The 6394-nt window shown below is 63.9% G+C and carries 4 protein-coding genes; 1 reads left to right on the forward strand and 3 read right to left on the reverse strand.

All coding sequences use genetic code 11. From position 1 onward, the window contains the following. On the reverse strand, positions 1-1651 hold a 1651-nt coding region (locus JOY90_RS28730), incomplete at its 3' end, for an efflux RND transporter permease subunit (RefSeq protein ID WP_291694471.1). A gap of 477 nt (positions 1652-2128) precedes the next feature. Between JOY90_RS28730 and JOY90_RS28735 the strand changes: the two genes are divergently transcribed. Further along, on the forward strand, positions 2129-3277 hold the full coding sequence (locus tag JOY90_RS28735) for a hypothetical protein (RefSeq protein WP_291694472.1): 1149 nt from the start codon (positions 2129-2131) through the stop codon (positions 3275-3277). A 26-nt stretch (positions 3278-3303) separates the two neighbouring features. On the opposite strand, the gene JOY90_RS28740 is transcribed toward JOY90_RS28735, so the two are convergent. Continuing rightward, positions 3304-5007 (reverse strand): methyl-accepting chemotaxis protein, encoded by a 1704-nt coding sequence (locus tag JOY90_RS28740; protein WP_291694473.1) that lies wholly within the window; start codon positions 5005-5007, stop codon positions 3304-3306. A gap of 888 nt (positions 5008-5895) precedes the next feature. Next, on the reverse strand, positions 5896-6183 hold the full coding sequence (locus tag JOY90_RS28745) for a hypothetical protein (protein WP_291694474.1): 288 nt from the start codon (positions 6181-6183) through the stop codon (positions 5896-5898). Between the last annotated feature and the right edge of the window lie 211 nt (positions 6184-6394).

Consider the following 6394-nt stretch of genomic DNA (forward strand, 5'->3'; position numbering starts at 1 on the left):
AGGCACCGACCACGCAAAGAAAGACCGCGACGAACACCATGCGATGCGCCAGCGCGAGACCCAGCAGGTTGTGATAGCCGCTGCGAATGCGCTCGAACCGCTTCTCGAAGCCGCGCTGAAACCAGACCAGCGGATTGCGCGATTTCGGCGGCTCGCCCTCGTGATGGACATGCGCCTGCAGCAGATAGTTCGCCATGGTCGGCACCAGTGTGCGCGACAGGATGAACGACCAGATCATCGCGAACATCACGGCTTCGGCCATCGGCACGAACAGGAAGCGCGCGACGCCCTGCAAAAAGAACATCGGCACGAACACGATGCAGATACACAGCAGCGAAACGAACGCCGGCGTCACGATCTGGTTGGCGCCGTCCAGGATCGACTGCTCGACCGGCTTGCCCTGCTCCAGATGGTAGTTGATGTTCTCGATCGTCACCGTGGCGTCGTCGACCAGGATGCCGACCGCGAGCGCGAGCCCGCCGAGCGTCATGATGTTGAGCGTCTCGCCGATCGCCGACAGCATGACGATGGCGCCGAGCACCGACAACGGGATCGACACCGCGATGATGACGGTGGAGCGCCAGCTCCCGAGGAACAGCAGGATCATGACGCTGGTGAGCAGGGCTGCGATCACGCCTTCGTTGGCGACGCCGCCGATCGCGCCGCGCACGAACAGCGATTGATCGCCGATGAAAGCGATCTTGAGCGCGTCCGGCAGCGTGTCCTTGACGTCGATCACTTTCTGCTTGATGCCGGCGATGATGTCGAGGGTCGAGATCGCGCCGGCCTTCAGCACCATCATCAGGACCGAGCGGTTGCCGTTGACGTGGACGATATTGGTCTGCGGCGGGTTGCCGTCGCGCACGCTGGCGACGTCACGGACATAGACCATGGCGCCGTTGACGGTCTTGATCGGCAGGTCGCCGAGCTCAGCGATCCGAAGCGGCGAGTTGTTGAGCTGGATGTTGTACTCGAATTCGCCGATCTTCTGGGTGCCGACCGGCGTGATCAGGTTCTGCGCGGCGAGCGCATTGGCGACGTCCTGGCCGGAGAGCCCCCGTGCCTGCAGCGCGGTCGGATCGAGATCGATCTGGATCTGGCGCTGCTTGCCGCCGAACGGATAGGGAATGGCGGCCCCCGGCACCGTCACGAGCGGCGTGCGGAGCTGGTTGATGCCGATGTCGGCGAGATTCTGCTCGGTCAGCCCGTCACCGGACAGCGCGACCTGGATGATCGGCACGGTCGAGGCCGAGTAGTTCAGGATCAGCGGCGGAGTTGCGCCCGGCGGCATCTGCTTGAGAAGGGTCTGCGAGATCGCGGTGACCTGGGCGTTGGCGGTGCGGATGTCGACATTCGGCTGGAAGAAGATCTTGACGATGCCGAAGCCGTTATAGGAGTTGGCGACGATGTGCTCGATGTCGTTGACCGTCGTGGTCAGCGCCCGCTCGAACGGGGTGGTGATGCGGCCCGACATCTGGTCCGGCGGCAGCCCGGTATATTGCCAGACCACGCCGATCACGGGGATGCGGATGTCGGGGAAGATGTCGGTCGGCGTGCGCAGCGCCGCGAGCGGTCCGATGATCAGGAGCAACAGCGCCAGCACGACGAAGGTATAGGGTCGGCTCAGCGCGATGCGGACCAGTGCGACCATGAAACAGGCTTTTCCCAAGGCACGACCGGCGGCCAACGCCGCCAGTTCACTTATGCCATTTACCTGAATCCGGCCAACCCGCCAACATCCGTCAGCAGGGCTTACCTTCACTTCCCCGATACCCGGCGGCCTGAGCTTGGCGGCACGTGATCCCGTCTTCGACGACCACCCGCGACGGCAGTTCACTGCGAATTCCGATCGGCGGAAGACGCGCCTACGCCCGATGCAATAACGAGCCGTCGCGGTGCCTATCGAGCGTCCCGCGTGAATACGGATGAGCGCCGCTCTTCGCATGCCGTTAAGCAGCGCCCGACAATCATTGTCGCTGCATTGTAAGACCGTCGGTCCCGCGGCGAGGTGAGCCGGGGGCCACGGAACAGATCAACTTTGTTCGAATTTTCTAATCGACTGTAGAGGACAATGCCAACGTCCACCTCGTGATTCCCCGAGGAAAGGAGTCGAAAGACATTCGCGACAATGACCCGGCCGAACGACGCAACCGATCACCTGAAACAGTATCTGCAGCAACTGACGCAGCAAGCGCGAAGCCGTCTGCTCGCCGAACTCGAACGGCTGCATCTCCTGGGCCAGGACGTGCCTCATTCACAGGAGATGATTGCGGCCCTGCGCGCCGAGCTCCGCAACACGGGGGAGAGCCACTACCGCGTCGGCAATCCGTCGCGCTACTTCTTCGAGCCGTTGGAGCCGGTTCTGGTGAACATTCCACCAGAGCGCGTCAATAGCGGGCAGATCGCGCGCGGATCGCTCGGACCCATTTGGGGTCTGATGACCGAGAAGCTGCTGCCGCGCATGGCCGACGAGTACGTCGCAACTATCGGGAAATTCATTGTCGCCAACAACCAGTCCGAAGCCCGGCGAATTGCGGCCGCATTCCAGAACAAGGTCGTCGCCTATCTGGACGGCGTATTGAAGGCCGGGGACGGCCCTGCCACCGTGCGCGCAGGCCTCGATATCTATACGACTTCGCGGGCCACGTTCGACGATTTGACGAAAATGCTCCGGGTCATCCACGCGCGGCAGGAGCTTGCCGATTTCGCTCGAGCGCTGCCGCCGAAGATTGCAGCGCTGGAGAAGGATCAGCTCGCCCGGATACTCGATCTGTTGAACAGGTTGCAGGCAAAACGCGGCGACATCGCGCCGTTCGCGCTTGCCGTCATCGCCAAGAGACTGGAGAAGCCCTGGCAGCTGATCCTCCTCGCGACGAGGCCTGCCAGGAGCAGGGCCGCGCCGACAATCGCCGCCACACCCTACGCCCTGGCCGTCTCCATGGCCCTCGATCAGATCGACGAGAAGCGGCTCATGCTGATCGATGCGTTGAAGTGCAATCGCATCTTGCCGGCAAAGGAAATTCTCGCGGAGATCCATGCGGCCGACAAGGCAATGAGGGAACATATCGATCTCGACGGCTCCGATTGGGGGGTTCGGTTGCACAAGACGATGGCGGGCGTGGAAGCCGCGACCGAGGCCGAAATCAACAGCATTCCAAGCGACCACAAGCACATCGTCCACGTGCTGGAAGCGGTCAAGTTGCGCGGGAACAATTCCGTGGGTGCGCGCCTCAGTCGGATGGTCAGAATGGCCGCGGCGGGCTGGCGATCCTCCTGACGCGGGCGATCGAATGTCCGGCGGCCTCAGGCGGCGCGCACCGAATCGAGGAAGCGGCCAACCTCCTGCCGCAGCCGGTTGCTCTCGCCGGACAGCGACTGCGCCGCCGTCAGCACCTGCGACGAAGCCGATTCGGTCTCACTGGCGCCACGCTGCACGTCGACGACGTTGGCCGACACCTGCTGGGTGCCCTGCGAAGCGTGCTGGACGTTGCGGGAGATTTCCTGCGTCGCGGCACCCTGCTCCTCCACCGCGGCCGCGATCGTCGCGGATATCTCGGACAGCTGCTCGATGGTCCCCGAGATCTGCCGGATCGCGCTCACCGAGTCCGCCGTCGCGGCCTGGATACTCGCGATCTGCTGGCCGATTTCGTCGGTCGCCTTGGAGGTCTGCTCGGCAAGCGCCTTCACCTCGGCAGCCACCACCGCGAAGCCGCGGCCGGCCTCGCCGGCGCGGGCCGCCTCGATGGTGGCGTTCAGCGCCAAGAGGTTGGTCTGACCTGCGATGTTGTTGATCAGCTCGATCACGTCGCCGATCCTCGTTGCAGCCTTGGACAATTCGCCGACACGATCATTGGTGGCCCGGGCCTGGTCGACGGCCTCGCCTGCGATTCGGGCCGATTGCTGCACCTGCCGGCTGATTTCGCTCACCGAGGAGGAAAGCTCCTCGGTCGCCGACGCCACCGACTGCACGTTGCTGGAGGCCTGCTCGGAAGCGGAAGCGACCTTGCTCGCGAGCCCCTCCGCGCGCTCGGCCGTGGCCGTGAGGCTGAAGGCTGAGGATTCGAGCTGGGACGACGCGGATGATACCGTCGCGACGATCTTGCCTATGGCCTCCTCGAAATCATTGGCCATCTTGTGCATGTCCGCCCTTCGCCGCCCCGCGGCGCGGGCTTCGGTCTCGTTGTGCTCGGATTCGAGCGCGAGCCGCGCGACAGCATTGCTCTTGAACACCTCGACCGCCTCGGCCATTTCGCCGATCTCGTCACTGCGGCCGACGCCGGGGACCGCGAGATCGAGCCTGCCGCCGGCGATTTCCTTCATCACGGCCGTCATGCTGTGCAAGGGACCCGTGATGCGCCGCGCCAGGAACCCCGAGACCGCGAGCGTGACCAGCAGCACGAGCGCCGCGACCAGCAGGGATCGCCTGGTCGACGACCAGGTCTGGGCGTCCAGATCGTCGATATAGACGCCGGTGCCGATCACCCATCCCCATGGCGCGAAGCCGGACACATGGGTGAGTTTCGGCTGCGGCTTGTCGGAGCCGGGCTTCGGCCAGAAATAACGGACGAAGCCGCTGCCGCTGCTCCGAACAACGTCGACCATCTCGATGAACAGACGCTTGCCGTTGGGGTCCTTGTTGTCGGTCAGGTCCTTGCCGACGAGCTGCGCCGAGATCGGGTGCATCAGCATGCGAGGCGTCATGTCGGTGATGAAGAAATAGTCGTTGTTGCCGTAGCGCAGCGCCGAGGTCCGCGCCAGTGCCCGCTGTTGCGCGACGGCCTCGGCGATGTCACCCTTCTGCGCGGCGGCGTGCTCTTCCTTGATGATGCTGATCGCGAGCTCGGTCAGGTGCTTGAGCTCGAGCTGCTTCTGCTGCTTCAGGCTCGATCCGAGCTCACCCGAATCGAGAATGGCAAGACCGAGGACGCCCATGAAGCTGAGGCCGATCAGCGCATAGATCTTGCGACCGATATTCATCCCGAACAGGCGCGACGCTGCAATCGCCATTTTCAATCTCTGCTGCCCATGGCCTCCAGGAGTCCAAGCGGCACATCGCGGCGCGCCGAAGTCCCCCTCTCCGCCGCGAAGTCCTAGTCACGTTATGCTTGCACCTCGTTAATTCCACGCCCGGTAGTTCCCCGGGCGTGGTTTCACGGAGCGGCTCGGCGGTGACGCGCCAAGGGCCGCATCGGCGATGCGGCCCTTGATGAAGATCAAGCCCTGATCCTGAGCGGAGCCTCAGGCCGCGCCGCCTTCGGCGCGCTACTGGATCGCCGTACCGGCGTCGGATGTCTCGTCCGCGCCCGGCGGAAGCTTGGCGAGCTCGAGCCAGAACTCATGCAGACGCCGCGCCATCTCGCGATAGGCGCCGAGCCCGAGGCGACGGTGCTGTGTAGCAAGCCCTCCTTGCGCGGCGGTTTGGCGTGACTGCCAGCAAGCTCATTCAGGGCTGCGATCGGCAGGCCTTCCAAGGACTTTCGGCCGGTCGAGGTTCCGCCTGCTCCGCCCGCGGCAGTCTTGTTGATCATCGGTCCATCCTCTCTGCCCATCTGCTAGTGACGACGAATCTCGACAGCAGCCAGATGATTCATTCCTACACCTGCGCACTCCGTTTCTGCACCCCCGCGTGCATGATCGCCGTCGGTTGAGGGATCGGCTCAGTTCTTCGAGGTGTTCGAGAGCATTTTTTCCACCGCCACGTCCACAGTTTTTACCGGGCTTGTCGACAATCGCGATGACGGCAAATCCCCGTGCTCTGACAATAGTCTGTCGCGGCCAATGCACCGGAGATGCGAAGACATCACCCGCAGACAGGGAATGGCGACGTTCCACGTTGGTACCTGTTCCGTTCATCGCAGGCGGAACACGCGTGGATATCACCTGCGCGCGATGGATTCAGGATTGTGACAGGCCTTTGATGTTTGCCTTCAGGACCAGGATCGACGTGCTGAGCTGTTGGCGCTGAGACGTCATCAGCTTCCTGAGCACTTCTCGAAGCTCCCCATCGTCAAGAGCGTCGATCAGTGCATCGATGGCATCGAACCGCTCCACGAGCCTCGCCGCTGCGAGAGAAAGCTGCAAGCTACCGGTCAAGACGGAGTCGACGGCGATCGCCATCTCGCTCCGGGGCTTTGGCGGAGCACCACCGGCCTGCTGCCAGAACAGATGGACGACATCGCTCATCGCACACCCCGCGGCCGGACGCATCGCTCGCTGTCAGTCGCCGCCTAGGCGGCCCTCACGGTGCCCAGGAACCTGTCGACTTCATCCCTCAGCCGGCCGGAGTCGCCGGACAGCGTCTGCGCCGCCGACAGCACCTGGGACGAGGCCGAGCCGGTCTCGGTGGCGCCGCGCTGCACGTCGGTGATGTTGGACGAGACCTGCTGGGTGCCGT

The organism is Bradyrhizobium sp. (assembly GCF_019242285.1).
Lineage (GTDB): Bacteria > Pseudomonadota > Alphaproteobacteria > Rhizobiales > Xanthobacteraceae > Bradyrhizobium.